Origin of the sequence: Paraburkholderia sp. LEh10, from assembly GCF_017814945.1 — a bacterium.
Lineage (GTDB): Bacteria > Pseudomonadota > Gammaproteobacteria > Burkholderiales > Burkholderiaceae > Paraburkholderia.
The window spans coordinates 55,694-82,346 of the sequence record NZ_JAGIPX010000003.1 but is presented as its reverse complement, the minus strand read 5'-3'; the positions used below and the strand labels follow the sequence as shown (position 1 = coordinate 82,346).

20 protein-coding genes are annotated in these 26,653 nt (G+C 64.1%); 11 read left to right on the top strand and 9 right to left on the bottom strand.

Annotated features, from left to right (window positions below):
• Window positions 1-18 precede the first annotated feature (18 nt).
• Complete coding sequence (locus tag J8I87_RS03280; RefSeq protein ID WP_209930019.1) at window positions 19-918, bottom strand: DMT family transporter; 900 nt, start codon at window positions 916-918, stop codon at window positions 19-21.
• Window positions 919-1,031: 113 nt separating this feature from the next.
• Here J8I87_RS03280 and J8I87_RS03275 point away from each other — a divergent pair, with 113 nt between their 5' ends.
• Entirely contained in the window at window positions 1,032-1,517 is a 486-nt protein-coding gene (locus J8I87_RS03275; RefSeq protein ID WP_209930018.1) for an Lrp/AsnC family transcriptional regulator, read from the top strand.
• Window positions 1,518-1,552: 35 nt separating this feature from the next.
• Here J8I87_RS03275 and J8I87_RS03270 read toward each other — a convergent pair whose 3' ends face one another.
• On the bottom strand, window positions 1,553-2,443 hold the full coding sequence (locus tag J8I87_RS03270; protein WP_209930017.1) for an alpha/beta fold hydrolase: 891 nt from the start codon (window positions 2,441-2,443) through the stop codon (window positions 1,553-1,555).
• Window positions 2,444-2,723: 280 nt separating this feature from the next.
• Between J8I87_RS03270 and J8I87_RS03265 the strand changes: the two genes are divergently transcribed.
• Window positions 2,724-3,683, top strand: coding sequence for a nitronate monooxygenase family protein (locus J8I87_RS03265; protein ID WP_209930016.1), 960 nt, complete (start codon window positions 2,724-2,726; stop codon window positions 3,681-3,683).
• Window positions 3,684-3,763: 80 nt separating this feature from the next.
• Here J8I87_RS03265 and icmF read toward each other — a convergent pair whose 3' ends face one another.
• The 4 genes from icmF to J8I87_RS03245 all read right to left on the bottom strand — a co-directional run bounded on the left by icmF (window position 3,764) and on the right by J8I87_RS03245 (window position 10,587).
• A complete protein-coding gene (icmF, locus tag J8I87_RS03260; RefSeq protein WP_209930015.1) occupies window positions 3,764-7,129 on the bottom strand; it encodes a fused isobutyryl-CoA mutase/GTPase IcmF in 3,366 nt (1,121 codons plus the stop codon).
• A gap of 116 nt (window positions 7,130-7,245) precedes the next feature.
• Window positions 7,246-8,184 (bottom strand): LysR family transcriptional regulator, encoded by a 939-nt coding sequence (locus tag J8I87_RS03255; RefSeq protein WP_209930014.1) that lies wholly within the window; start codon window positions 8,182-8,184, stop codon window positions 7,246-7,248.
• A 154-nt stretch (window positions 8,185-8,338) separates the two neighbouring features.
• Window positions 8,339-9,418, bottom strand: coding sequence for a porin (locus J8I87_RS03250; protein ID WP_209930013.1), 1,080 nt, complete (start codon window positions 9,416-9,418; stop codon window positions 8,339-8,341).
• A 545-nt stretch (window positions 9,419-9,963) separates the two neighbouring features.
• Window positions 9,964-10,587, bottom strand: a complete 624-nt coding sequence (locus J8I87_RS03245; protein ID WP_209930012.1) for a hypothetical protein — start codon at window positions 10,585-10,587, stop codon at window positions 9,964-9,966.
• Between the two features lie 531 nt (window positions 10,588-11,118).
• On the opposite strand from J8I87_RS03245, the gene J8I87_RS03240 reads away from it, so the two are divergent.
• The 8 genes from J8I87_RS03240 to J8I87_RS03205 all read left to right on the top strand — a co-directional run bounded on the left by J8I87_RS03240 (window position 11,119) and on the right by J8I87_RS03205 (window position 19,790).
• On the top strand, window positions 11,119-12,141 hold the full coding sequence (locus J8I87_RS03240; protein ID WP_209930011.1) for a bile acid:sodium symporter family protein: 1,023 nt from the start codon (window positions 11,119-11,121) through the stop codon (window positions 12,139-12,141).
• Between the two features lie 268 nt (window positions 12,142-12,409).
• Window positions 12,410-14,251, top strand: a complete 1,842-nt coding sequence (locus J8I87_RS03235; protein WP_209930010.1) for a phosphodiesterase — start codon at window positions 12,410-12,412, stop codon at window positions 14,249-14,251.
• A 392-nt stretch (window positions 14,252-14,643) separates the two neighbouring features.
• Window positions 14,644-15,630 (top strand): LacI family DNA-binding transcriptional regulator, encoded by a 987-nt coding sequence (locus J8I87_RS03230; protein ID WP_209930009.1) that lies wholly within the window; start codon window positions 14,644-14,646, stop codon window positions 15,628-15,630.
• Complete coding sequence (locus J8I87_RS03225) at window positions 15,627-16,913, top strand: AGE family epimerase/isomerase (protein ID WP_209930008.1); 1,287 nt, start codon at window positions 15,627-15,629, stop codon at window positions 16,911-16,913. The genes J8I87_RS03230 and J8I87_RS03225 overlap by 4 nt, the downstream gene beginning before the upstream one ends.
• Window positions 16,914-16,918: 5 nt before the next feature.
• Window positions 16,919-17,833: a carbohydrate kinase family protein gene (locus J8I87_RS03220; protein ID WP_209930007.1), complete on the top strand. Its 915-nt coding sequence runs from the start codon at window positions 16,919-16,921 to the stop codon at window positions 17,831-17,833.
• A 174-nt stretch (window positions 17,834-18,007) separates the two neighbouring features.
• Complete coding sequence (locus J8I87_RS03215; protein WP_209930006.1) at window positions 18,008-18,229, top strand: hypothetical protein; 222 nt, start codon at window positions 18,008-18,010, stop codon at window positions 18,227-18,229.
• Window positions 18,230-18,317: 88 nt separating this feature from the next.
• A complete protein-coding gene (locus J8I87_RS03210) occupies window positions 18,318-18,563 on the top strand; it encodes a hypothetical protein (RefSeq protein ID WP_209930005.1) in 246 nt (81 codons plus the stop codon).
• Window positions 18,564-18,851: 288 nt separating this feature from the next.
• Window positions 18,852-19,790 carry an ion channel gene (locus J8I87_RS03205; RefSeq protein ID WP_209930004.1) on the top strand — a complete coding sequence of 313 codons (939 nt, stop codon included), beginning with the start codon at window positions 18,852-18,854 and terminating at the stop codon, window positions 19,788-19,790.
• 27 nt (window positions 19,791-19,817) lie between these two features.
• On the opposite strand, the gene J8I87_RS03200 is transcribed toward J8I87_RS03205, so the two are convergent.
• Window positions 19,818-20,435, bottom strand: a complete 618-nt coding sequence (locus tag J8I87_RS03200) for a glutathione S-transferase family protein (RefSeq protein WP_209930003.1) — start codon at window positions 20,433-20,435, stop codon at window positions 19,818-19,820.
• 320 nt (window positions 20,436-20,755) lie between these two features.
• On the opposite strand from J8I87_RS03200, the gene J8I87_RS03195 reads away from it, so the two are divergent.
• Window positions 20,756-24,346, top strand: a complete 3,591-nt coding sequence (locus J8I87_RS03195) for an indolepyruvate ferredoxin oxidoreductase family protein (RefSeq protein WP_209930002.1) — start codon at window positions 20,756-20,758, stop codon at window positions 24,344-24,346.
• Window positions 24,347-24,410: 64 nt separating this feature from the next.
• On the opposite strand, the gene J8I87_RS03190 is transcribed toward J8I87_RS03195, so the two are convergent.
• Both J8I87_RS03190 and J8I87_RS03185 read right to left on the bottom strand, forming a co-directional pair.
• Entirely contained in the window at window positions 24,411-25,112 is a 702-nt protein-coding gene (locus J8I87_RS03190) for a copper homeostasis protein CutC (protein WP_209930001.1), read from the bottom strand.
• A gap of 37 nt (window positions 25,113-25,149) precedes the next feature.
• Window positions 25,150-26,424 carry an EAL domain-containing protein gene (locus tag J8I87_RS03185; RefSeq protein WP_209930000.1) on the bottom strand — a complete coding sequence of 425 codons (1,275 nt, stop codon included), beginning with the start codon at window positions 26,422-26,424 and terminating at the stop codon, window positions 25,150-25,152.
• Between the last annotated feature and the right edge of the window lie 229 nt (window positions 26,425-26,653).

Genomic DNA, 26,653 nt, shown 5'->3' with positions numbered 1-26,653 from the left:
TATCGGTATGAACTACCGTTATATCGAGTAACGGCGCGTCGGCACGATGCGCCAGCCGAGATTCACGCCCGCCGCCGCGAGCAGGATCAGCACCGCGCCTAGCACCTGAATCCAGGCGAGCTTCTGACCAAACGCGATCCCGTCCACGACGATCGCGACCACCGGGTAGATGAACGACAGCGCGCCCGTCATTGCCGTCGGCAGCTTCTGGATGGCCCCGTACAACAGCACGTACATGATTCCCGTGTTCACGACGCCGAGCGTGACGAGTTGCAGCCAGTGCGTGCCCGTCGAAGGCAACGCGTCGTACTGCACGAACGGCCCGAGCACGACGACGCCCGTCGTCGCGGTGATCAGCGCGATAAGGTGCGGCGGCGTGTTCTTCAAGTGCTTCGTGATGATCGACGAAACCGCGTACAGAAACGCCGCGCCGACCGCGTACGCGACGCCCTGCAGATATTGCCCCGGCACCGCGAGCACGGCAGGCTCGACCTTCACGACGAATACGAGACCGACAAACGCAATCAGCAGCCACACGACCGTCGACGCCGTCACGCGCTCGCGGAACACCAGCGCGCCCAGCGCGACGAGCATGAAAGGCTGCGTGCTGTAGACAGTCGTCGCCATCGAGATCGACGCGCGCGAGTACGCGGCGAACAGCAGCACCCAGTTCGCGACGATGGCCGCGCTGCTGAGCGTCGCGAGCAGGATCACCTTCGACGAGAACAGCTTGCGCTTGAGCAGGCCGAGCGCCGCGCAGATCAGCAGCAGCGTCGCGCCGCCGAACAGGCAGCGGAAGAACGCGACGTTCAGCGCCGATTGCTGCGAGGAGACAACGAGCCAGCCAATCGTGCCCGACATCAGCATCGCGAGCGTCATCTCGACCGCGCCGCGCCGTACTTCGTTGCTTGCTCCCATCTGAAGGTCTCCAGAAAAGTCACATCTGCCGGTCAGTGTAATTAATCCGAAGTCGCGGATACATCTCTAAAATGAGGTGAAGCAATCGGTCGACCTAAAAAGCGAAGGTCAAAATGACGAAACGCCTTACTCCTCACTCGAAGCAGACGCCCGCGCCCGCAACGCTCGACGACACGGACCGCGCACTTCTCGCAGCGCTCGCCGACGACGCACGCCAGCCCGTCAGCGATCTTGCGCGCAACGTCGGGTTGTCCGCGCCCGCGACTGCGGACCGCTTGCGGCGTCTCGACGCGCAAGGCGTGATCGAGCGCTTCACGGTGCAGATCGATCCGCGCGCGCTCGGCTACACGCTGCAGGCGATCGTGCGCGTAAAACCGCTGCCCGGCCAGTTGCATCTGGTGGAAGAGGTGATACGGCGCATTCCCGAGTTCGTCGAATGCGACAAGGTGACGGGCGACGATTGCTTTATCTGCCGCCTGTATCTGCGAACGATCGATCAACTCGACGAAATCCTGTCGAAAGTGACCGAGCGAGCGGAAACGAGCACGGCGATCGTCAAGTCGACGCCCGTGCCGCGGCGCTTGCCGCCGCTCGTCTGAGTGGACGGGCGGCGCGCACTGTCAGGCGTCGGGGCTCAAGGCTCGATGGCTTCGAAAAAGGACAGCATTTCCGCGACGAGTTCGGCGGGTGCTTCTTCCGGGATGTAATGACCGCACGGCAGCGAGCGGCCGCTGACATCGCGCGCGACCTTGCGCCATTCAGCGATCGGCTCGAAGCATTGCTCGATCACGCCTTGCGCGCCCCACAGCACGCGCAACGGACAGCCGATCTTGTGACCGCGCTCGATGTCCGCCCGGTCGTGATCGAGATCGATCGTCGCCGACGCGCGGTAGTCCTCGCACATCGCATGGACCGCGCCGGGCTGACGCAATGCGTCGCGGTATTGCGCGAGCACTTCGGGCGCGAACGGCGCGAGGCCCGCGTGACGGCTGCCCATCACGCGGTCCACATAGACATCCGGATTTCCTTCGATCAGCGTCTCGGGCAGCGGCTGCGGCTGGATCAGAAAGAACCAGTGGAAATAGAGCGTGGCGAACGTGCGGTCCGTCGCTTCGTACATCGCGAGCGTCGGCGCGATGTCGAGCAGCATCAAACGTTCGACGGCGACGGGGAAGTCGAGCGCCATCCGGTGCGCGACCCGCGCGCCGCGATCGTGCGCGCAGACAAGAAACCGTTCGAAGCCGAAATGACGCATCAGCGCGACCTGGTCGGCGGCCATCGCGCGTTTCGAGTAAGGCGCGTGCGTGGCGTCGCTGGGCGGCTTCGCCGACGCACCGTAGCCGCGCAAATCGGTGGCGATCACCGTGAAGTGCTTTGCCAGTTCGGACGCGCATCGATGCCAGATCAGATGGCTCTGCGGATGACCGTGCAACAACAGCAAAGGCGGCCCTGCTCCGCCCTTGACTCCATGAATATCGACTTCGCCAGCCGCAACGCGAAAGGGTGTGAAGTCCTCGAAAAGCATGTCGGTTCTCGTTGTCGTCGTAAGTCCCGGAATTGTAGAAGGCCGATGTGTCCCTGCGAGTGGGATAACCCACGCTTTCGTAGAACCTGAACACTCCTTCGAACGGCCACCTGCTGAGCAACGCGCGTCAGACTCGCCTATAATCGAACGATCGTTCTCAAAATTGAGCGAAAGTGCCTTTCAGGCGGAGCGTGAGCTTTGTCGAAGCGTCGCTTTCGCGCCGCTACACTCATATCGCCGGGTTCGAATACACCGGCATGTCGATCAGGAGACTCGCACCATGGCATTGCCAGCCGTTCTGCAGCAACTTGCGCTGCCCGTCGTCGCTTCGCCGATGTTCATCGTCAGCTACCCGGAACTCGTGCTTGCGCAGTGCAAGGCGGGGATCGTCGGCTCATTTCCGGCGCTCAATGCGCGCCCAGCCGAACTGCTCGACGAATGGCTGACGCAGATTCAGGCGTCGCTGGCCGAGCACAAGGCGGCCAATCCCGATGCCGTCATCGGACCGATCGCCGTCAACCAGATCGTCCATCAATCGAACGCGCGGCTCGAACACGACGTCCGCGTATGCGTCGAGCATAAAGTGCCGATTTTCATCACGAGCCTGCGGGCGCCCGCGAGGGAGATCGTCGATGCCGTGCACAGCTACGGCGGCATCGTGCTGCACGACGTCATCAACCTGCGTCACGCGCAAAAGGCGCTGGATGCCGGCGTCGACGGGCTGATTCTCGTCGCCGCGGGCGCGGGGGGCCATGCGGGCACGACGTCGCCGTTCGCGCTGGTCGGCGAAGTGCGGCGCATGTTCGACGGCCCGATCGTGCTGTCGGGATCGATTGCGAACGGCGGCTCGATTCTCGCCGCGCAGGCGATGGGCGCCGATCTCGCGTACATGGGCACGCGCTTCATCGCGACGAAGGAAGCGCACGCCGTCGAAAGCTACAAGCAGGCGATCATCAACGCGAATTCCGCCGACATCATCTACACGAACCTCTTCACCGGCGTGCACGGCAACTACATTCGCGAGAGCATCGTGAACGCGGGGCTCGATCCGGACGCACTGCCCGAGTCGGACAAGTCGAAGATGAACTTCGGCAACGAAAAGGCGAAAGCATGGAAAGACATCTGGGGTGCGGGCCAAGGCGTGGGCCTGATGCATGATGTGCCGAGCGTCGGGCAGCTCGTCGCGCGTCTGAAGGAGGAATATCAGGCGGCCAAGACGCGCCTCGCGATCGGCCGCTAGCAAGCGAGGCCGCAATAGTGAGAGGCCGCGTCGCTGCGCGCGGCCCTTCCGGTACTTCTGGTACTTCTGGTATCGACACCTCACATGTTCCGTCGATACTGACCGCCCACTTCGAACAATGCGTGCGTGATCTGTCCGAGCGAACAGACGCGCACCGCGTCCATCAGCACGACGAAGACGTTTTCATCGTCGATGACGGCCTGTTTCAGCCGTTCGAGCATCGCGGGCGCGTCGTTTTCGTGGCGTGACTGGAATGCGCGCAGCCGCGCGAGTTGGCCCTGCTTTTCGTCTTCCGTCGAGCGCGCGAGCGCAATCGGCGGCGGTGCGTCATGCGCATGCGCGCCGAGGAACGTATTCACGCCGACGATCGGATACGAGCCGTCATGCTTGCGATGTTCGTACAACATCGACTCGTCCTGAATCCGCCCGCGCTGATACCCCGTTTCCATCGCGCCGAGCACGCCACCGCGTTCCGTGAGCCGGTCGAACTCCGCGAGCACGGCGGCTTCGACCAGATCCGTCAGTTCGTCGATGATGAAGCTGCCCTGATTGGGATTCTGGTTCTTCGCAAGGCCCCACTCGCGATTGATGATCAGTTGGATCGCGACCGCGCGGCGCACCGAGTCTTCCGTCGGCGTGGTGATCGCTTCGTCGAACGCATTCGTGTGCAGCGAGTTGCAATTGTCGTAGACCGCGATCAGCGCCTGCAGTGTCGTGCGGATATCGTTGAAGTCGATTTCCTGTGCGTGCAGGCTGCGGCCCGAGGTCTGCACGTGATACTTGAGCTTCTGGCTGCGCTCGTTCGCGCCGTAGCGCTCGCGCATCGCGACGGCCCAGATGCGGCGCGCGACGCGGCCGAGCACCGTGTATTCGGGGTCCATCCCGTTCGAGAAGAAGAACGACAGATTAGGCGCGAAATCGTCGATCGCCATGCCGCGTGCGAGATATGCCTCAACATAGGTGAATCCATTTGCGAGCGTATAAGCGAGCTGCGAGATCGGATTCGCGCCCGCCTCGGCGATGTGATAGCCGGAGATCGACACCGAGTAGAAATTGCGCACGCCGCGTTCGACGAAATACGCCTGAATATCGCCCATCACTTTCAGGCTGAACTCCGTCGAGAAAATGCAGGTGTTCTGCCCCTGATCTTCCTTCAGGATATCGGCCTGAACGGTGCCGCGCACGTTTTCCAGCGCGAAGCGGCGTGCCGCGTCGAGTTCGTCTTGCGACGGATCGCGCCCTTGCGCCTGCGCTTTCGCGTGCGCGAGCGCGATCTGCTGATCGATCGCGACGTTGAAGAACATCGCGAGAATGGTCGGCGCGGGCCCGTTGATCGTCATCGATACCGACGTTTCCGGCGAGCACAGATCGAAGCCGTCGTAGAGCGCTTTCATGTCGTCGAGCGTCGCGACGGATACGCCCGAGTTGCCGACCTTGCCGTAAATGTCGGGCCGCTCGTGCGGCTCTTCGCCGTACAGCGTGACGGAATCGAACGCCGTCGACAGACGCTTCGCCGGCATGCCTTCCGACAGCAGCTTGAAGCGCCGGTTGGTGCGGAACGGATCGCCCTCGCCCGCGAACATGCGCGTCGGGTCTTCGTTCTCGCGGCGAAACGGAAACACGCCCGCCGTGAACGGAAAATAGCCCGGCAGATTGTCGAGCATCAGCCAGCGCAACACTTCACCGGGGTCCCTGAAATGCGGCAGCGCGACCTTGCGAATCTTCGATCCCGACAGCGTTTCGACGGTGAGGGCCGTGCGGATCTCCTTGTCGCGAATCTTCACAACATGCTCGTCGCCCGAATAGGCAGCGACCGTCTTCGGCCACGCGTCGAGCAGCGCCTTTTCGCGCTCGCCCATTTGCGAAGTGCGGGCGGCGATGAGCGCATCGAACGCGTCGAGGTCTTGCGCGCCGCCGTTCGCGTCGGTCAGCATGCGGCGGGCTTCGTCCAGATGCCAGCGCTCGCGCGCAAGCTGCGATTGCGCATCGACCCGCTCCCGATAACCGCGCACCGTCAGCGCGACATCCGACAGGTAGCGCACACGCGCGGGCGGCACGATCGCGTTGCGGCCCGTCGAATGGCGCACGCCTTCCATTCTGGGCAGCCGGCCGTCGCTTTTGCGCAAGCCGTGTTCGCGCAACGCCTGCGCGATGTTTTGGTACACAGCCGTTACGCCATCATCATTGAAGCGGGACGCTATCGTACCAAACACAGGCATCTGCTCGACCGGCGACGCAAACTTGTGATGGTTACGCTGCACCTGCTTCGCGACATCGCGCAGTGCATCGGCGGCGCCTTTGCGGTCGAACTTGTTGATCGCGACGAAATCCGCGAAATCCAGCATGTCGATCTTTTCGAGCTGGCTCGCGGCGCCGAACTCCGGCGTCATCACATACAGCGACTTGTCCGCGTGCGGCACGATGGCCGCGTCGCCCTGGCCGATGCCCGAGGTCTCGACCACGATCAGATCGAAGCCCGCGGCCTTGCACGCGGCAATCGCATCCGGCAGCGCGTCGGAGATCTCGCTCGACGCCTCGCGCGTCGCCAGAGAACGCATGAAGACGCGCGCGCCGCCGCCCCAGTCGCCGATCGCGTTCATGCGGATCCGGTCGCCGAGCAGCGCGCCGCCCGACTTGCGGCGCGACGGATCGATGGCGATCACGGCGATGGTCAACGCGTCGCCGTAGTCGAGCCGAAAACGCCGGATCAATTCGTCCGTCAGCGACGACTTGCCCGCGCCGCCCGTGCCCGTGATGCCGAGCACGGGCACGCTCGCCTGCTGCGCATCGCGAGCGAGTTCGTCGCGGGTGGCCGCGTCGGCATCGCCCGTTTCAAGCGAAGTGATCAGCTGCGCGAGCTTGCGAAACACCGCGCCTGGGATCGCATCGCCGTGCAGCGCGCCCGTCAGCTCGCGCGCCAGTTGCGCGGGCGGCTTTCCGGATCGCGCCGCGCCTCGGCAGCGCGCGATCATGTCGTCGATCATGCCCTGCAGCCCGAGCCGCTGGCCATCGTGTGGCGAGTAGATGCGCTCCACGCCGTAGCGCTGCAGTTCCGCGATCTCGTCGGGGACGATCACGCCGCCGCCGCCGCCGAACACCTTGATCCCGTCGCCGCCGCGCTCGCGCAGCAGATCGACGAGATAGCGGAAGTATTCGACATGCCCGCCCTGGTAACTCGACACCGCGACGCCGTCCGCGTCTTCCTGCAGCGCCGCCGTCGCGACTTCTTCGACGGAGCGGTTATGGCCGAGATGGATCACTTCGACGCCGCTCGCCTGCAGGATGCGCCGCATGATGTTGATCGACGCGTCGTGACCGTCGAACAGCGCCGCAGCCGTGACGAAACGCAAGCGTCGCAAGGACTGCGCGCCGGGCGCGCGCTGCGCGGCAGGTTGGGAAGTCGGCGCGTCGTCGCCGATGCGCTGCGGCGTGGAAAGATCGGTCATGTCTCCCCCGGATCGAATCGTGAGGTTCGTTCGTTTCTGCTTCGCGGGTGCTGCAACCAGTATAACGACATGCCCCGATCACCCGGGCGGCCTTCGACGGAGCGCGGCCGGAACGCTCACCGCGCCGCCAGCGCTCGGATCTGATCGAGCGTCGGCCAGAGTGTCTCGCTCGCGAAGCGCTCCGCGATGAAATCGACGAATGAACGCACCTTCGCCGACAGATGCCGCCGGCTCGCATACACGATATGAATCGGCAGTTCGCGCGGCGGCAGCTCATCGACGAGCAGCGGCACGAGGCGCCCTTCCGCCAGATCGTCGCCGATCACTTCGGTGCCGAGCAGCGCGAGCGCCGCGCCCTGCAGCACGACGACGCGCTGCGCCTCCAGATGATTGACGATCAGGTTGCCCGAGATCTTGACGCGCGCGTTGTCGGTATTCGCGCCAGCCACCAGTTCGAGCGCGGATACGCCCGCGTACTGGATGAAGTTGTGCCGCGCGAGATCGGCGACGCGCTTCGGCGCGCCATGGCGCTCGATATATTCCGGCGACGCGCACAGCACGAGATGCGCGGTCGCCACCTGCCGCGCGATCAGCGACGACGACTTGAGCCCCGACGGCGACGCACGGATCGCAACGTCGAAACCTTCGTCGATCAACTCCACGACACGATCCGACAGCGTGATATCGACGGTGACTTGCGGATGCTGCGTGGCGAAGTCGGCGACGGCGCTCATCACGTGACGCAGACCGAAAGCCGACAGCGCCGACACACGCAAGCGCCCTTGCGGCACGACGCTCGCCGCGCCGACCGCCTGCTCGGCTTCCTCCAGTTCCGATAGCACCTGGCTCAAGCGCTCGTAGTACTCGCGACCCGCTTCCGTCGGCGCGACGCGGCGCGTGGTCCGGTTCAAGAGCCGCGCGCCGAGCTGCTGCTCGAGATGCATCACATGCTTGCTCGCCATCGCCGCTGACATGTCCATCTTGTCCGCCGCGCCGACAAAGCTGCCCACCTCGACCACGTGGCGAAACACTTTCATGCTGACGAGAGTATCCATGGCTGCTCGCTCCGGACAGGAATGAATCGGGCTGATTTCCTGGACTTTATCAAGGAGCGGTCGGCAATGGGCGACGCCGGGTGCGTCGAAAGAAAAAGCCCTGCGTTCCGTGAAGAAGGCAGGGCCGGGCAGGAATACGTCCTGAAGGCGTCGGTCAGAACTTCGCGCGAAGGCCGACGCCCGCCGTGTAGCCCGACGACTGGCTCGTGTACTTGTCGTAAAGGTACGCCGCGTACACGTCGGTGCGCTTGGAGAGCGGATAGTCGTAGCCGATCGCCGCGGACTGATGCATCTGGTCGAGGCCGCCGGCGTCGCGCGAGTACGCGTACGACGCCATCACGGTGCCCGGGCCGGCCGGCACCGACACGCCGCCTTGCGCCGTATTCACGTGCCAACTGCCGACGTCCTGGTCGTTCTTCGTGTACATGTACTGACCGTAGAACTTCACGAACTTCAGGTCGTACGACACGCCTAGCTGGCCGACCGACTGGCTCTTCAGGCCCGCGACCAGCGAACCCAGGTCGGTCGGGCTGTTGTTGAAGTTGACGTACTGAAAGACGCCCGTCGCCGCGAACGGACCGTGGAAGTACAGGAACTGCGCGCTGTACTTCTTCGAGCCGTTGTGGCCGGCCGTGTTGCCGAACGCATACATCGCGCTGCCCGACAGGCCGCTGAAGTCCGGCGACGAATACTGGACCGCGTTGTTCCAGCCGGAATCGCCGACCACGCCCATATCCGTCGTGTAGGTCGGGAACGTGCCCAGTCCGAGGAACACGTGATAGACGGCGGGCGAGAAGACGTACGAGTCGATGAACGGGTTGAAGAGGATCGTCGACACGAACAGGTGCGTCGTCAGACGGCCCGCCGTCACCGTGCCGAACGGCGACTCGATACCGACGTACGCGTTACGCCCGAAGAACGTGTCGCCATCGAATCGGCCGAACTTGCCGTTCTGAGCACGGAAGAAGTCTTCGAGCGTGAAGATCGCCTTGTAGCCGTTGCCGAGATCCTCAGCGCCCTTGAGGCCCCAGTACGACGTCGACATGCCGCCGCCCGACACGTTCCACGCGGCCTGGTTGCCCGGGAACTTGGTCACGCCAACCCATTCGTCGACCTGACCATAAAGCTGCACGCTCGACTGCGCGAACGACGAGGTCGACGCGACGGCCAGCAAGGCGCCGACGACGCTCGCCTTCAGAGTTGTTCTCAGCGCACGGCTGACGGTTGTTTTCATGGGTTCTCCAATCTTTGTCAAAAGGGTGTGGCTGTGCGGCGGGGCGCTCGCCTGATCCGTGTGCTTGTTATCCGTCTGGATCGTCCGAGCCAATCTGGGCTGGGACAAATCTTTGCGGACCATTTTTGCGGACAAAAATATCTGTGCTTATTGCCGGTATATCGGACTGAATAGCTTGGCCGACTTTCGGCCGGGTATTGGTTGCCGACGCACCTGGTTTCCGCAGCGCCGCAAGTTCCCGCGCGCGCGTTCAGGTGCGCGGATGCTGAGATACCGCAGACGCATCAGCCATTTGTTGACGCAGTGCATCAACGGAGGCGAGATTTGACGACAAAACAGCGGAGGCTGACGAGCGTTTTCAATAAAGTGTGGCGTCCTGGCGACGTCTTATCGACCGCATGGGCAATTGTCGGACGTACGGGCGGAAGCGGCCCGTCTGTGGGACGCGGAAAACGCAGGAGAAGGAATCCGCCATCAGAACGAGGCGGAAGAGGTTAAACGTTCAAACGTCCAGGCAAAAGGGAGCGCGAAAGGACTCGCAGGGATCAGTTACGGTAAGGCGATGGCGACGGAATGCGCGAAGAATCGCCAGGCGGACGCGGAATCTGACGAGATGCGCCGCGTTCTTCGTTGTAGCGCGTGACGTCGTCGCGGATCGAGCCGATGTGCGCCGGTTGCGTGTTCGACGGCGGTCGAGGCGTGTTGCGCGATTCCGTGCTCACAGGAGTAATCGCGCCGGCGTACTGAGTACCGACGTATTGCGCCGTCGGACGGTTGCGGTAGACATCCGGCGGCAGCGGCATGCGTTGCGACCCGTACGCCCGTGCATTGCCGCCGTCGACGCGACCCGCGAAAGTATCGTTCAAACTGCCCCGGCTGGGCGCATTCACGTGCAGGTGCTGCGACTGCGATTCGTTTCGCGCATACCGGCTGATGTGACCCGGACCTGGCATGACGCGCGGCGTCTCATGCGAAATATTCGCGCGTGGCCCCTGATTCATATGCACCGTGCCGCCAAACGACGACCCGTGAAAGCTTGAACTGCCGCCGAAGAAGCCGTGCCCTTCGTGCGGACCGAACACAGGCTTTGCGTAGGCGAGCGAAGTCAGCGCAACGACCAGCGCGCCCGTCGCCCACCATTTCATTCTCGACAGCCCTACGTGCACCATGTTTCACCTGCCCGACGACCCGCCTTGAAGCCCACCGTTCGAGCAGCGGCTGAGCTTGTTCCGGGACTGACGCGGCTGCATACGACATGCATCGCGCGATGTCCCAACGGCCTTCGAACAGTAATTTATTGGCGCCCTCCAAGGGTGTCGAGCCAAAATGTGTTAGGTCTGCCGCACTCTTGTAACGCATTGTTACTGCGACGCTTTTTCGCCACAAACCGCTTGCAGAACCCCGTGAAAAAGCGCTGAAAACAAGTCGTTCGAACAACTGAATTCGTCTGAGCAGAGACGAGAAAATTGGCGCTTTCTGTAGACCAATACGACGTTGTCCGACGCCCATCCAAACGCCCGCCGCACCATGCATGACGATGCGCGCGCAACGACACCAGGCAGGCTTTCATGCGTTTAGGTAATTAATCAATTCGGCAAATGAATTTGCTTTTTCAATCGCTTTGCGTCGACAATAGGCGCTCGGCGTTCGCCTGCCACCGCTTGCATGGGCACCGCCTCATCAGCAGCGAGATTTCAAAGATGGCCCGTCCGAAACTCCTTCCCGACAATTTCACGCTATGCCTGATCGGCACGGTGGTTCTCGCCAGCCTGTTGCCCGTTCGCGGCCAGGCGGCGATGGCGTTCAACTGGGTCACGGATGTCGCCGTCGGGCTGCTGTTTTTTCTGCATGGCGCCAAGCTGTCGCGCGAGGCCATCATCGCCGGCGCGACGCATTGGCGGCTGCACCTCGTCGTCCTGCTAAGCACGTTCGCGCTGTTTCCGATACTCGGGCTCGTGCTCAAACCGCTTCTTTCGCCCCTCGTGACGCCGTCGCTCTACGCCGGCATCCTCTTTCTCTGCACGCTGCCGTCGACGGTTCAGTCGTCGATTGCGTTCACGTCGATTGCTAAGGGCAACGTGCCGGCTGCCGTATGCAGCGCGTCGGCGTCCAGCCTGCTCGGCATCTTCATTACTCCTGCCCTCGTCAGCCTTATCGTGAGCAGCCAGGCGGCAAGCGGTGCGTCGCCGTGGCATACGGTATGGAATATCGTGCTGCAGTTGCTGGTGCCGTTCGTCGCCGGGCAGTTGCTGAGGCCGATGATCGGTGGATGGATCGAGCGCAACCGCGCCGTGCTGAAGTTCGTCGACCAGGGCTCGATCCTGCTGGTGGTATATGCGGCTTTCAGCGAGGCCGTCAACGAAGGCCTGTGGCATCAGATTCCGCTCGCCGCGCTGGGCGGCCTGCTCGTGGTATGTGCGGTGCTGCTGGCGCTCGCGCTGCTTTTGACGATGTTCGTCAGCAAGCGCCTTGGCTTCAGCCGCGCAGACCAGATCACGATTATTTTCTGCGGCTCGAAGAAGAGCCTCGCGGCCGGCGTGCCCATGGCAAAGGTGATTTTCGCGACGCATGCGGTCGGCGCTGTCGTGCTTCCGCTGATGCTCTTCCATCAAATCCAGCTGATGGTCTGCGCGGCGCTGGCGCAACGCTGGGGCGCGCGCGACACCAGCGCCGAAAAGCGCGCCGCGCAAAAGGGCGCGGCAGCCGCCGTTGCCCGCCGCTAGCCCTGTGCCCGATTGATATAAACCGTTCATAAGCGCTCTCCCTGAGTGCATGTCGTGGAAGGCCGCCTTCGGGCGGCTTTTGCTTATTTCAGCGTGGCAGGCGCCTGGTGTCGCCTCGACGCGATGGCATAGGAAAAATGCCCATCAATCCCAGATAGTGGAAGCGCTTCCGGTACGCCTCTCGGCGATCCGAATGTCACTAAAAATTCATTTAATTTCAGCGCCTTGCTGCCGATAAGCCGTCGAACCAATGTTCCGGCTGTCTGTCATGTCCCAACGCTCGTCCTCATCCACCGTAGCGCCGCGCATCGTAGACCTGATCGCGCAGCGTGGCCTCTGCGCCGTGTTCCAGCCGATCGTCGATTTCGAAGACCGCGCGATTCTCGGTTACGAAGGGCTGATTCGCGGGCCGGCCGGGACCGCGCTGGAAACGCCGTACGCGCTGTTCGCCCAGGCGTCCGCCGAAGGCAGCGCGATTGCGCTGGAGCGTGCCGCGGCGCGCACCTGCATCGAGGCATTCGCGAAGCTCGCGTACGACGGCAAGCTGTTCCTGAACTTCAGCGCGGGTGCAATCCGCCAGTTGGCGGACGACCGCGACGGCACGTTCGCGCTGCTTCGCAACATGGGCGTGGATGCCGAACGCATCGTGATCGAACTCACGGAGCAAAGCGCGATTCCCGACTTTGCCAATTTCCTGCCCGCTATTTCGGTGTTGCGTAAGGCGGGCGCCGAGTTCGCGCTCGACGACTACGGCACGGCGAACGCGAGCATGAACCTGTGGGTGCGGCTGCAACCGGACGTCGTGAAAATCGACCGCTTCTTCATTCATGACATCGCCAGCGACCCGCTCAAGTTCGAGGCCGTCAAGGCGATGCAGCACTTCGCGGCCGCGAGCGGCGCGCGGCTGATCGCCGAGGGAATCGAGAACGAAGCGGACCTGATCGTCGTGCGCGATATGGGCATCGCCTGCGGACAAGGCTATTTCTTCGGCAGGCCGCATGCGCATCCGCTGCGCACCGTCTCCGACGACGCGCGCGAGGCGCTTCGTGCGGGCCATATCGCGGTGTTCCCAGGAGCGACGCGCACGGTGAGCGCTTCGCCGCCGGGCGGAATGGCGTCGGCGAAGATGATCGTGCACGCACCCGCGCTGGAACGCCACGCGACGAACAACGATGTGCTCGAACTGTTCAACCGGCTGCCCAATTTGCATGCCGTCGCCGTCATCGAGCACAACGAGCCGGTTGCGCTGATCAACCGGCGCGCGTTCATGGACCGCTACGCGCTGCCGTACCACCGCGAACTGTTCGGCAAGCGGCCGTGCATGCTGTTCGCGAACGCGTCGCCCGTCATCATCGAAAAGTCGATGACCGTCGAGAACATGGCGAAGCTCCTTGCCAGCGACGACCAGCGTTATCTCGCCGACGGCTTCGTGATTACGGATCAGGGCGAGTACGTCGGCCTGGGCACGGGTGAAAGCCTCGTGCGCGCAGTCACCGAAGTGCGCATCGAGGCGGCGCGCTACGCGAATCCCCTCACCTTCTTGCCGGGCAACATCCCGATCAGCTCGCACATCGCGCGGCTGCTTGGTCACGACGCGTGCTTTTACGCGTGCTACGTGGACCTGAACCACTTCAAGCCGTTCAACGATCAGTACGGGTATTGGCAAGGCGACGAAGTGCTGAAGTTCGCCGCGAACGTGCTGGCGCAAGTCTGCGATCCGACGCGCGATTTCCTCGGGCATGTCGGCGGAGACGACTTCCTGGTCCTGTTCCAGAGCGACGACTGGCGCGAGCGCGCGCAGCGTGCGATCCAGATCTTCAACGAAGGCGCGCAGCGCTTCTACGCGCCGGGCGACCGGCTCGCGGGCGGCATCCACGGCGAGGACCGGCGCGGCAATCCGACCTTCTGCGGCTTCGTGACGATGGCGATCGGCTGCGTGCAAGTGCAGCCGCAAGCAGGCGGGCCGATGTACAGCAGCGAGGACATCGCGTCCGTGGCTGCGCTCGCGAAGCGGCGTGCGAAAAGCGAGGCGTCCGGTCTCGTGCTGGTCGAATTCGAAGAAAGCCAGGCGCTGTTGCAAGGACGTACGGCGGCAGCGACCGTCGATTGAGCTTCGTAACGCCGCAGACACACGGCATCCCCTCGGCTTCCGCGCTTTCGTCCCCGACGCCGCGCGTCTTTCGCCGACATCTCCTTGTCATGACGGGCAGTCACCTTCGCATCGAGGCTCGAACTGCGCGTTTCCCCGTCGTCTCATCCCGCCATCCGCAATCACGCGCGCAAAGCGCTCGCGCGCGTCATCGCAGCGCCTCGCAATCCAACCCAATAATGAATCGAATGCATCGTTTAGTGAATTTTACTAAACGAACGATATAAATCGAATGCGCCTACGTACGGGTATCTACGCGTATCGAACATCGTCGAACCGGGTTTTCCGTGCGACGTTTTACTATACAATCACCCGAACCTGAACCCCGCCGCGGCGCTCCGCCGTTTCTTTCGATGGCAACAACGATTCGCGACGTCGCCCGCGCAGCCAGCGTGTCGATCGGCACGGTTTCGCGAGCACTGAAAAATCAGCCGGGCTTGTCGGAGTCGACGCGCGAGCGCGTCGTCGAAACGGCGCGCCGGCTGGGCTACGATTCCGCGCAACTGCGTCCGCGCATCCGCCGGCTCACCTTTTTGCTGCATCGTCATCACAATAATTTCGCCGTCAGCCCATTCTTCTCGCATGTGCTGCACGGCGTCGAAGACGCCTGCCGCGAGCACGGCATCGTTCCTTCCGTACTGACGGCCGGCCCGACCGAGGACGTGCTCCAGCAGATGCGTCTGCATGCGCCCGACGCAATCGCCGTCGCCGGCTTCGTCGAGCCGGAAACGCTCGCGACGCTCGCCTCGATGCAGCGCCCGCTCGTGCTGATCGACCTGTGGGCGCCGAACCTGCGTTCGGTGAATCTCGACAACCAGGCGGGCGCCGCGCTCGCGATGCAGCATCTGTTCGCGCAGAACCGCACGCGCGTCGCGTTCATCGGCGGCTCGCTCGCGCACTACAGCATCGCGCAGCGCGCGCTCGGCTATCGGCGCGCGTTCTTCGAAGCGGGGCTGCTGTTCGATCCGTCGCTGGAAGTGACGATCGATGCCGGCCTCGATCCCGACGCAGGCGCCGCGCTCGCGATGGAGCAACTGCTCGACCGTCCCGGCCCGCGCCCGGACGCCGTCTTCGCCTACAACGACCTCGCGGCGCTCGCCGCGCTGCGCGTGTGTCTCGCGCGCGGCGTGCGGGTGCCGGAAGACATCGCGATCGTCGGCTTCGATGACATTCCCGCCGCCGCGCACGCGCGCCCGCCGCTCACGACGATCGCCGTCGACAAGGAAGCGCTCGGGCGGCGCGGCGTCGAACTGCTGCTCGAAGACACGCCGTCCGCACTCGATATTCGCGTTCCGGTCCAACTCGTTGTCCGTGCCAGCACCTCGGTGAACACGCCATGAAACAACCCGAAACCACCCTTTCGAACAACGACGCCGCCAATCACAAGGCGCCGCCCGTCGCGAGCTTCCGCGACGGCGACTTCCTGCTCTCGCACATCGAAGACACGCTGCGCTTCTATGCGCCGAACGTGCTCGATCCGAGCGGCGGCTTCTTTCACTTTTTCCGCGACGACGGTTCGATCTATAACCGGGCGACGCGGCACCTCGTCAGCAGTTGCCGCTTCGTCTTCAACTACGCGATGGCGTACCGCCAGTTCGGCGATCCGCAGCATCTGGAGTACGCGCAGCATGGCCTGAAGTTCCTGCACGACGGACATTGGGACCCGCATCACCAGGGCTACGACTGGGAGATCGACTGGCGCGACGGCCACAAGCGCACGCTCGACGCGACGCGCCATTGCTACGGCCTCGCGTTCGTGCTGCTCGCGTACGCGCATGCCGCGATGGCGGGCATCGAGGAAGCGAAGCCGATGATCGGCGCGACGTTCGAGCTGATGGAGCACCGCTTCTGGGACCCGGCCACCGGCCTCTACGCCGACGAAGCCGCCGCCGACTGGCGCGTGAGTTCCTATCGCGGCCAGAATGCGAACATGCATACGACGGAGGCGCTGCTCGCCGCGTATGAGGCGACGGGCCATCTCGTGTACCTGGACCGTGCGGAGCGCATTGCGGCCAACATCACGCTGCGGCAGGCGAAGCTGTCGCAAGGTCTGGTGTGGGAGCACTTTCATGCGGACTGGTCGGTGGACTGGCACTACAACGAGGAAGACAGTTCGAACATCTTCCGTCCGTGGGGCTTCCAGCCCGGCCATCAGACGGAATGGGCCAAGCTGCTGCTGATTCTCGAACGTCACCGCCCATTGCCGTGGCTGCTGCCGCGCGCGATCGAGCTGTTCGACGCCGCGATGGCGCACGCATGGGACAACGATCACGGCGGCCTGTACTACGGCTTTGGCCCGGACGGGACTGTCTGCGATCACGACAAATACTTCTGGGTGCAGGCGGAAACCTTCGCGACAGCGGCGCTGCTCGGCAATCGCACGGGCAACGAACGCTTCTGGGACTGGTATGACGAGATCTGGCGTTATAGCTGGACGCATTTCGTCGATCATCGTCATGGTGCGTGGTATCGCATCCTCACGTGCGACAACCGCAAGTACAGTGACGAAAAGAGCCCGGCCGGCAAGACCGACTATCACACGATGGGCGCATGCTACGAAGTGCTGCATCATGCACTGCAATCCGCAGCGCAACCTTCCAGTCCGAATAACCTCGTACGGTGAGCATCATGAGCGCGAGCCCTGAATTTCCTGACTTCGTATCCGCCGGCGACATCCTCACCGATCTCGTGCGCACGGGTCCTGCAAGCTGGCTGTCGGTGCCCGGCGGCGCGGGCTGGAACGTCGCGCGCGCCGTCGCGCGGCTCGGCCTGCCGACCGCGTGCGCAGGATCGCTGGGCGTCGACAACTTCTCCGACGATCTGTGGAACGCGAGCGTCGGCGCCGGTCTCGACATGCGCTTCATGCAGCGCGTCGAGCGCGCGCCGCTGCTTGCCGTCGTGCATCAGACGCATCCGCCCGCGTACTTTTTCATGGGCGACAACAGCGCGGACCTCGCATTCGATCCGTCGAAGCTGCCGGAAGGCTGGATGTCGCATGTGAAGTGGGCGCACTTCGGCTGCATCAGCCTCGTGCGCCAGCCGATCGGCGCGACGCTCGCGAAGCTTGCCGCCGACCTGCGCGAACGCGGCGTGAAGATCAGCTTCGATCCGAACTACCGCAACCTGATGGCGCACGGCTACGAGCCGACGCTGCGGCACATGGCGTCGCTGGCCGATCTGATCAAGGTGTCGGACGAAGACCTGCGGCTGCTCTTCAAGACGGACGACGAAGCGGCCGCCCTCGCGCAACTGCGCGCGATGAACCCGAAGGCGATCGTGCTCGTTACGCGCGGCGCGGAGAAGGCGACGCTGATCGACGGCGATCGCATCGTCGAAGCGCAGCCGCCGCGCGTGGCCGTGGCCGATACCGTCGGTGCGGGCGATGCGTCGATCGGCGGCCTGCTGTTCAGCCTGATGACGGCGCCGCAGCGCAAGTGGGAAGAGCATCTGGCGTTCGCACTCGCCGCGGGCGCGGCCGCATGCCGCCACTCGGGCGCGCATTCGCCGACGCTCGACGAAGTGGTATCGCTGCTGCAGGATTGATCGGCAGGGTTGCCGGCGGCCGCGCGCGACGTGCGAACCGAGCCGGCAACTGCGGCATCTGCGCGGCGGCACGCATCGACGCCTGGCAAGACCCCGGGTACGCCCCGAGGCGGCGACATGTGAGCGTCGAAAACGCGTGCTACGATGGAATCTCCCCCTTGCAGGAGATGCATCATGGAGGACGTCACCTACACCAAAGGGCTCTATACGGCGACGGCGACGGTCCGCGCTTTAGATGGCGGCAAGTACCAGGGCGTGGTCGCGCTCTCACGCGACGAAGGCGACGAGACGGAGGACACCGTCTACGAAGTCGACGCCAGCTCGGCCACGGCCGACGAAGCGCTCGAAGAAGCCAAGGCGCTGGCCCACAGAATCCTCGGCGAGATCGAACTTTAGGCAGTGGGCTAATGCATCGAGGCAGACGTGGCGCGTCCGGCGCGCGCTGCGCCTACGGCCTTTTCTCGTTGAACAGGCGGAGGCGATCATGGCAGAACCGCTCTTTCTTTACGGCGTGTATGCGATACACGTGCGTCCACTCGAACTTCAAGGCGCACGCTGGGACGCGGAGTATGAGATCCGTCATCTCGATCATCCCGTGCAGCGCTGGACCACGGTAGGCGGCGACACAGGCTTCGCGACGGAAGCTGAAGCTGTCGAGACAGCCCACCAGCAGGCAGTGGCCGATATCGAGCACGGCGCAGGCGTGCCGAAGCCACGCGCGTTTCCTTGACCGTGCCAGTGCACGCTTGCGCCGCCTGACCATGAGCTGTTGCCGCCCGGGATCGGGCGGTCTCGCTGACGGCGGCCTGTCCGTCGACGCTGGCCCGCAGGCAGCGCCGGCGCCCCGGATTCGTGAGGCTTCGCGCGCCCGCACGAAACACGCGTTGTCCGGACGCGGAGCAACCCACGACGGATGTCGGCGGCATTCCCGCGCTACACTACACGCCGCAGCGAGCGCCGCGCATCATGGCCGCGCCGCGCCGCTGCGCGATACGTCCGTCAGCCAATCAAAAGAACAATGAGCGCGACCCCGCCCGACTCCAACCATCACCCGTCACGCCAGGGCCGAATCCTCGACCGGAAGATTCGCTCCCGCTCGCACACCGTCGTCGCGCACGGGTTGCCGCTGCGCGTCTGGCAAGACCTCTACCACCGCGCGCTGACGATCACGTGGCCCGTCTTTTTCATCTCCCTTGCGATACTGTTCCTGCTGCTGAACTCGATTTTCGCGTCGCTCTATGAACTCGGCGGCGCATCGATTGCGAACCAGAACCCCAAAGGTTTCGCAGGCGCGTTCTTCTTCAGCGTGGAGACGCTCGCGACGGTCGGCTACGGCGACATGCATCCGCAGACCTTTTACGCGCATTTCGTTGCCACGCTCGAAATCTTCGTCGGCATGTCGGGGATCGCGCTCGCCACCGGTCTGATCTTCGCGCGCTTCTCGCGCCCGCGCGCCAAGATCATGTTTTCGCGTTACGCGATCGTGCGCCCTATCGACGGACGCACCACGCTCATGGTGCGCACCGCGAACGCGAGACAGAACGTGATCGTCGAGGCCCGCGCGCGGCTGCGGCTGATGCGCGTCGAGCGGTCGTCGGAAGGCTACGTGCTGCGCAAGATCTACGATCTCGCACTCGTTCGCGACCAGCAGCCGATGTTCTTTCTCGGCTGGAACCTGATGCACGTCATCGACGAAGCGAGCCCGCTCTACGGTCAAACGCAGGAAAGCCTCGCCGAACACGACGCATCGCTTCTGATCACGATAGAAGGCTCCGACGAAAACACGACACAAACGATGCAGGCCCGTTACTCGTGGCCCAGCGAGGACATCCGCTGGCAGCACCGATTCGTCGATCTGATCCGCGAAGAGAACGGCGTGAGCCACATCGACTACTCGCACTTCGACGAGGTCGTGCCGCTTCAACCGCACGAACTGCGGCAGCAGCCGACGGGCTGACGGCTCGGCGCGAGTCCGGGCAGGACTTCACCGCGCCGACTTCAGCGCCCCGATTTCGCGCTGCTCGACGGCCACCGCGCGCGAATGCGCTTCGCGCGCCATCGCCCGCTCGACGTACTCGCCGATACGTCCCGCGGGATCGAGCAGCTTTGCGACGAACGCGATCTGCAGCGTGCTTGCCAGCAGCAGGTCGGCGGCGGAAAAGCGCTCACCCAGCAGCCAGTCGCCTTCGCCGAGCGCCTGGTCGATGGCCGCCTTCACCCGCTCCAGATTGCCCCAGCCGAAGCTGAACGAATTGCCCGATGCGCCCGTCATCTTTTCGGCCATCGCCGGTTCGAGGCAGCCCGGCGTGAAGAAAAGCCATTGCAAAAAGCGCCCGCGCAACGGATCGCCGACGGGTGCGCCAAGCATCGCCGCCGGGAAACGGTCGGCCAGATACAGCAGCACCGCGCCCGATTCGGCGACCTGCACGCCGTCGTCGTCGAGCGCGGGCAGCTTGCACATTGGGTTGACTTGGTGGAAGTTGGTGGTGTCCTGCTCGCCTGCGCGGATGTTCACGTGCGCCAGCTCATACGGTGCGCCCGTTTCTTCGAGCATCCACAGCGCGCGGAACGCCCGCGTCTTCGGCCAGTAATACAGTTTCATCGCGCCCCCTTTTGCGTTCGTTCCAGAACCCGGTCGGCATAGCGTACCCCAACAGCAGCGCAAGCGGCCCTCATCCAAATGGCCAGGCGGGACACGAAAACGGAAGCCGAAATCCCGCGAAAATGCGGCTTTCGGCAAGCGGTGGATGATCCATCTCAAAATGAGCCGCAATGCCCGGAAACGTCTCGCTGTTGCTCGCCCAAGCGGACAAAGTAGCAATAATCTTCTCTATTTGACGCGAAAGAATGGAGTCTCTTTCGCTGGGACGGCGCCACCTTCGGCGTGCCCGCAGCGAAACGCATAAGAAATGGAGACTCACGATGACCGCTCGTCTGCCCATCGACGGCACCCCCGCACTCGCCGAATACCGCCTCTCGGACAACCTCACCGCCACGCGCGGCCGCATCTTCCTGACGGGTACGCAGGCGCTCGTGCGTCTCGCGCTGATGCAGCGCCAGCTCGACAAGGCGCGCGGCCTGAACACGGCCGGCTTCATCAGCGGCTATCGCGGCTCGCCGCTCGGCATGGTCGATCAGCAGTTGTGGAAAGCGAAGAAACTGCTCGACGCAAACGACGTCCGCTTTCTGCCCGCGATCAACGAGGAACTCGGCGGCACGGCTGTGCTCGGCACGCAGCGCGTCGAGGCCGATCCGGAACGCACCGTCGATGGCGTGTACGCGATGTGGTACGGCAAGGGCCCGGGCGTGGACCGCGCGGGCGATGCGCTCAAGCACGGCAACGCGTACGGCTCGTCGCAGCATGGCGGCGTGCTGGTCGTCGCGGGCGACGATCATGGCTGCGTGTCGTCGTCGATGCCGCATCAGAGCGACTTCGCGATGATCGCGTGGCACATGCCCGTCGTGAATCCTTCGAATGTCGCGGACATGCTCGAATTCGGCATCTACGGCTGGGCGCTGTCGCGCTTTTCGGGCGCGTGGGTCGGCTTCAAGGCGATTTCGGAGACAGTGGAGTCGGGCTCGACCGTCGATCTCGACGCGCTGCAAACGCAATGGCGCGCGCCCGAAGACTTTCAGACGCCCGCTGGCGGCCTGCACAACCGGTGGCCCGACCTGCCGAGTCTCACGATCGAACAACGCCTGCATGCGAAGCTCGACGCCGTGCGCCACTTCGCGCGCTTCAACAGCATCGACAAGTGGATCGCGCCGAGCCCGCATGCGAACGTCGGCATCGTCACATGCGGCAAGGCGCATCTCGATCTGATGGAGGCGCTGCGCCGCCTCGATCTCACCGTCGCCGACCTCGACCGCGCGGGCGTGCGCATCTACAAGGTCGGCCTGTCGTTCCCGCTCGAAATGACGCGTATCGACGCGTTCGTGTCCGGGCTTTCTGAAGTGCTCGTGATCGAAGAGAAAGGCCCCGTGATCGAGCAGCAGATCAAGGACTATCTGTACAACCGCAAGGAAGGCGCACGGCCGGCGATCGTCGGCAAGCATGCAGAAGACGGCTCGATGCTGCTGTCGTCGCTCGGTGAGTTGCGGCCGTCGCGCATTCTGCCCGTGTTCGCGAACTGGCTCGCGAAGCACAAGCCCGCGCTGGACCGCCGCGAGCGCGTGGTCGATCTTGTCGCGCCGCAAATCCTGTCGAATGCCGCCGACGCCGTGAAGCGCACGCCGTATTTCTGCTCGGGCTGTCCGCACAACACCTCGACGAAAGTCCCGGAAGGCTCGATCGCGCAGGCCGGCATCGGCTGCCACTTCATGGCGTCGTGGATGGAGCGCGACACGACGGGCCTGATCCAGATGGGCGGCGAAGGCGTCGACTGGGCCGCGCATTCGATGTTCACGAAGACGCGCCACGTATTCCAGAATCTCGGCGACGGCACGTACTTCCACTCGGGCATTCTCGCGATCCGCCAGGCAGTCGCGGCGAAGGCGACGATCACGTACAAGATCCTCTATAACGATGCCGTCGCGATGACGGGTGGCCAGCCGGTGGACGGCAGCATTTCCGTGCCGCAGATCGCGCGCCAGGTCGAAGCGGAAGGCGTCTCGCATTTCGTCGTGGTCAGCGACGAGCCCGAGAAGTACGACGGCCATCATGGCCTTTTCCCGAAAGGCACGACCTTCCATCACCGCAGCGAACTGGACAAGGTGCAGCGCGAGCTGCGCGACATCGACGGTGTGACAGTGCTGATCTACGACCAGACGTGCGCAGCGGAAAAGCGCCGCCGCCGCAAGAAGGGCGAGTTTCCCGACCCGGATAAGCGCCTCTTCATCAACGAAGAAGTGTGCGAAGGTTGCGGCGATTGCGGCGTGCAGTCGAACTGCCTGTCCGTCGAGCCCGTCGAAACGCCGCTGGGCCGCAAGCGCCGCATCGATCAGTCGTCGTGCAACAAGGACTATTCGTGCGTGAACGGCTTCTGCCCGAGCTTCGTGACGATCGAAGGCGGCAAGCTGAAGAAGGCGGCGGGCGTCGCATTCGACGCGGCAGCCCTTGCCGCGCGCGTCGATGCGTTGCCGCTGCCCACGACGAAACTCGATGCCGCGCCGTACGACATCCTCGTGACGGGCGTCGGCGGCACGGGCGTCGTGACGGTCGGCGCGCTGATCAGCATGGCCGCGCATCTCGAAGGCAAGAGCGCGTCGGTGCTCGACTTCATGGGCTTCGCGCAGAAGGGCGGCTCGGTGCTGTCGTTCGTGCGCTTCGCCGCGCGCGACGAGTGGCTCAACCAGGTGCGTATCGACACGCAGCAAGCCGACGTGCTGCTCGCCTGCGACATGGTGGTCGGCGCGAGCGCCGATGCATTGCAGACGGTGCGTCATGGCCGCACCCGGATCGTCGTGAACACGCACGCGATTCCGAACGCGTCGTTCGTGCAGAATCCGGATGCGAATCTGCACGCCGATGCGCTGCTCGACAAGATGCGTCACGCAGCCGGTGAAGCGCGCATGTCGTCGTGCGATGCGCAAGCGCTCGCGACGCGTTTCCTCGGCGATACGATCGGCGCGAACATCCTGATGCTCGGCTTTGCGTGGCAACTCGGCCTCGTGCCCGTCTCGTTCGCCGCGATGATGCGCGCAATCGAACTGAACAACGTCGCCGTGCAGATGAACCAGCTCGCGTTCTCGATCGGCCGCATGGCTGCCGCCGATCCCGCCGGGCTCGAAGCACTGTGGGGGCAGCGCCATGCCGCCAAAGCGGAGGTGTCGCTGGATACGCTCGAAGCCCTGATCGCGGATCGCGAAGCGCGTCTGCTGGCCTACGGCGGCGCGGCTTACGTGCAGCGTTATCGCGCGCTGGTCGATGCGGCGCGCGCCGCTGAGCGCAAGATCGAAGGCGCGCATGAGGCACGCCTGAGCCGCGCAGTCGCGACGACCTTCTATCGTCTGCTCGCCGTGAAGGACGAATACGAAGTCGCGCGCCTGCATAGCGATCCCGCGTTTCGCGCGGCGCTGGAAGCGCAGTTCGAAGGCGTCGCGGGCAAGGACTTCGGCGTGAAGTTCAACCTCGCTCCGCCGACGATTTCACGCGCACAACACGGCGCAAAGCCGAAAAAGAAGACCTTTGGGCAATGGATGTGGCCGGTGTTCGGCGCGATGGCCAAATGGCGCGGCCTGCGCGGCACGATGCTCGATCCGTTCGGCCGCACGGTCGAGCGCCGCATGGAACGCGAGCTTTCGACAGACTACGAAACGACGATGCAGCGCGCGTTCGCGATGCTGAACGACGTCACCGCCGACGACATCGTCAGGCTCGCCGATCTGCATGCCCGCGTGCGCGGCTATGGTCACGTGAAGCTTGCGAACCTCGCGGCGGTGAAACGCGGCGAGCGCGAACTGGCCGCGCGTCTGCATATCGAAGCGGCAACGGGGGCCGCCGTCAAGCTGGCACTCGAAGAAGCGAAGGGCGCGGGAACGTTGCGCGGCATTCCTGTCGTCGTGGCGAAATGACGTGATGCATGAAAGCATGTGCCGTGCGTGAGCGCGGCACATGCACGGCATCGATGAACAAGCGTCACGAGTCCAGCAGAGTCCGCACGCGCCGCACCTTTTCCTCATCGACGGGAGCAAGACCGTTGCCGCCGGCACGCACGCCCGAGCCGAAGTGAACGGCCTTCACTCGCGTCGCGCGCACGAAGTCCGCAACGCGATCGACGGTCAATCCGGCGCCCGCCAGTACATTGCAACGCGACTGGCTCGCGCGCGTCACCAGGTCACTGATCTGCGCAGACGCATCGAGCACAGAACTTTTCCCGCCTGATGTCAGCACATTCGTGACGGCATCGAAGCCGAGCAAGACATCAAACGCCCGATGCAGGTCGCGTGCTTCGTCGAATGCGCGATGAAACGTGAGGGGCATGCCGTCGGCGGCTTCGGCCGCGCGCTTCAGTTTCTCGCGATCCACCTCTCCCGACGCCGTCAGCATCCCGATCACGACAGCGTTCGCGCCCGCCGACTTCGCCGCTCGCACATCGCGCAACATCACGGCAAAGTCGCCGGCGTCATAGACGAACGAACGGCTATGCGGACGCACGATCACGTTCACGGGAATCGGCACCGCCGCGACCACGGCTTCGATCATGCCGATGCTCGGCGTCAGGCCGCCTTCGCCCATCGCCGTGACGAGTTCGATGCGATCCGCGCCGCCACGCGCGGCGGCCTTCGCATCGGCGAGCGTCGTCGCGATGACTTCGAGCAGCACCCGTTCGTTTTGCATGTCAGGGATTCATGTCGTGTTGAACCCCGACATGATGTCAGAAGTGCGGCTCCTCGAACCAGTCGATATCGCCGCACAGCACGCAAGTGCGATTGCCGATCTGCGTCGCCACCGACAACGTCACGCACGGCACCGCCTCGTTGATCGACAGATAGGGCCGCGTCACATGCACGCGCTCGGGCGCATTGATCGCGGTGCGGAAATAAGGACGGCGCAGCCAGTTCGCACCTTGCGCATCGGAGAGCGGCAGAAAGCGCGTCTCGTGCGATGCGCGGTCCGCGCGCAACACGACGTTGCGCCCGGCCTGCCGACCTTTGTCGTCGAGCAGATAGCAGCGCGCGGCGTGATCGAGCGCGAGGAAATTCCAGCACACTTCGTCGAGCAGTTCGCCCGCGGCCAGCCGCTCGGCGGCGCGCTCGAACGCCCGGATGTACGGCGCGAGCCGCGACGCGTTGCGCCGCTCGCGCTCTTCCATCTGCGTCTGGAAGCGCTCAGTCAGCTCGCCGATGCAGGCGGCCGCGTGCGGCGCATCGGCCAGGCCCGGATGTGGACGTCCGAAGTAAAAGCCCTGCACGAAATCGACGTTGCATTCGAGCGCCATATGCGCCTCGTGCTCCGTCTCGACACCTTCGATCAGCACAAGCTTGCCCGCCTCGTGCAGCAGCGACACGAGCCCCGGCAGGATCGACGCGACGTCCGCGCGATGCGCCGCATGCGACAGCATGATGCGGTCGAGCTTCACGATGTCGGGGTTCAACTGCCAGATGCGCTCGATGTTCGAATGCCCCGCGCCGAAGTCGTCGAGCGCGATCAGAAAGCCGCGCTCGCGGAACTGTCGCACGGCGTCGGCGAGACGCTCGATGTCCTCCGCGCTCTGTTCGAGCACTTCGAGCACGATGCGTCGCGGCGACAGGTTCAGCCGCCGCAGATTCGCGAGCAGCGCGGCCGAATGATACGAGTCGATCAACGCGCCCGGGTGGACGTTGAGAAACAGCCACTCGCGCTCCGCGCCGAGCATCTTGAAGTTCTCCAGATGCAGCGACTGCGCGAGCCGGTCGACATGCAGCACGTCACCGACACGCGACGCCTGCCCGAACACGTCGATGGGCGACACCACGCGGTCGAGCGGATCGTGCGCGCGAAGCAAGCCCTCGTAGCCGACGGCACGCAGGTGCGACAGGCTGAAGATCGGCTGAAAGACGCTCGTGAGCGTCAGGTCGCCGTGTTGTACCGAATAGCGCTGAAGGCCCGAACTCACGCTGAGTTCGAAGCCGTGCGGCGCCGCTGTTCGTTCCTGCTGCGCAATGGTCATGCAATCCTCTCACGCAAGAGTCACGGCGCGGGTCCGCGAATGCGAAAGAGCCGCGGCCGTCCTCAAAATGTGCGTCATCGCCACCCGTTAAGCAAGGTCCATGCGCACGCTGCCCCACGGATAACGGAATCCTGCGTCGCGGGCTGCACCGCGCATAAGGGCGGATGCGTCGCGCAGGGGCGTGCAATGCACCGTGACGGTGCGCCGGCTTTCGGACGACTTGCAACGT

Coding starts and splice junctions, on each gene's coding strand:
- J8I87_RS03225 (WP_209930008.1), top strand. CDS start 15,627: ATGAAACAACCCGAAACCACCCTTTCGAACAACGACGCCGCCAATCAC.
- icmF (WP_209930015.1), bottom strand. CDS start 7,129: ATGACCGATCTTTCCACGCCGCAGCGCATCGGCGACGACGCGCCGACT.
- J8I87_RS03185 (WP_209930000.1), bottom strand. CDS start 26,424: ATGACCATTGCGCAGCAGGAACGAACAGCGGCGCCGCACGGCTTCGAA.
- J8I87_RS03220 (WP_209930007.1), top strand. CDS start 16,919: ATGAGCGCGAGCCCTGAATTTCCTGACTTCGTATCCGCCGGCGACATC.
- J8I87_RS03255 (WP_209930014.1), bottom strand. CDS start 8,184: ATGGATACTCTCGTCAGCATGAAAGTGTTTCGCCACGTGGTCGAGGTG.
- J8I87_RS03200 (WP_209930003.1), bottom strand. CDS start 20,435: ATGAAACTGTATTACTGGCCGAAGACGCGGGCGTTCCGCGCGCTGTGG.
- J8I87_RS03235 (WP_209930010.1), top strand. CDS start 12,410: ATGTCCCAACGCTCGTCCTCATCCACCGTAGCGCCGCGCATCGTAGAC.
- J8I87_RS03195 (WP_209930002.1), top strand. CDS start 20,756: ATGACCGCTCGTCTGCCCATCGACGGCACCCCCGCACTCGCCGAATAC.
- J8I87_RS03205 (WP_209930004.1), top strand. CDS start 18,852: ATGAGCGCGACCCCGCCCGACTCCAACCATCACCCGTCACGCCAGGGC.
- J8I87_RS03270 (WP_209930017.1), bottom strand. CDS start 2,443: ATGCTTTTCGAGGACTTCACACCCTTTCGCGTTGCGGCTGGCGAAGTC.
- J8I87_RS03250 (WP_209930013.1), bottom strand. CDS start 9,418: ATGAAAACAACCGTCAGCCGTGCGCTGAGAACAACTCTGAAGGCGAGC.
- J8I87_RS03215 (WP_209930006.1), top strand. CDS start 18,008: ATGGAGGACGTCACCTACACCAAAGGGCTCTATACGGCGACGGCGACG.
- J8I87_RS03230 (WP_209930009.1), top strand. CDS start 14,644: ATGGCAACAACGATTCGCGACGTCGCCCGCGCAGCCAGCGTGTCGATC.
- J8I87_RS03210 (WP_209930005.1), top strand. CDS start 18,318: ATGGCAGAACCGCTCTTTCTTTACGGCGTGTATGCGATACACGTGCGT.
- J8I87_RS03280 (WP_209930019.1), bottom strand. CDS start 918: ATGGGAGCAAGCAACGAAGTACGGCGCGGCGCGGTCGAGATGACGCTC.
- J8I87_RS03240 (WP_209930011.1), top strand. CDS start 11,119: ATGGCCCGTCCGAAACTCCTTCCCGACAATTTCACGCTATGCCTGATC.
- J8I87_RS03245 (WP_209930012.1), bottom strand. CDS start 10,587: ATGGTGCACGTAGGGCTGTCGAGAATGAAATGGTGGGCGACGGGCGCG.
- J8I87_RS03190 (WP_209930001.1), bottom strand. CDS start 25,112: ATGCAAAACGAACGGGTGCTGCTCGAAGTCATCGCGACGACGCTCGCC.
- J8I87_RS03265 (WP_209930016.1), top strand. CDS start 2,724: ATGGCATTGCCAGCCGTTCTGCAGCAACTTGCGCTGCCCGTCGTCGCT.
- J8I87_RS03275 (WP_209930018.1), top strand. CDS start 1,032: ATGACGAAACGCCTTACTCCTCACTCGAAGCAGACGCCCGCGCCCGCA.